Origin of the sequence: Thauera sp. 27 (genome assembly GCF_000310125.2) — a bacterium.
Lineage (GTDB): Bacteria > Pseudomonadota > Gammaproteobacteria > Burkholderiales > Rhodocyclaceae > Thauera > Thauera mechernichensis.
In genome coordinates, this window is record NZ_AMXB01000124.1 from 1 (window position 1) to 259 (window position 259).

Genomic DNA, 259 nt, shown 5'->3' on the forward strand with positions numbered 1-259 from the left:
GCTCGATCCAGTGGCGGGCGATGTCGACGCGGCGGCACACCCATACGCGGTCGTGCTTCTCGATGTGGTCGAGGAAGCGCTGCAGCGCACGGAAGCGGCCCGGGCGGCCGAGCAGGCGGCAGTGCATGCCGATGCTCATCATCGCCGGGCGCTCCTCGCCCTCGGCATACATCACGTCGAAGGCGTCCTTCAGGTACTCGAAGAACTCGTCGCCGTGCGAGAAGCCCTGCGGCAGCGCGAAGCGCATGTCGTTGGTGTC

The 259-nt window shown here is 67.6% G+C and carries 1 pseudogene; it reads right to left on the bottom strand.

From position 1 onward, the window contains the following. Positions 1 to 259: pseudogene (locus tag B447_RS21675) on the bottom strand (allantoinase); the annotation flags it as partial.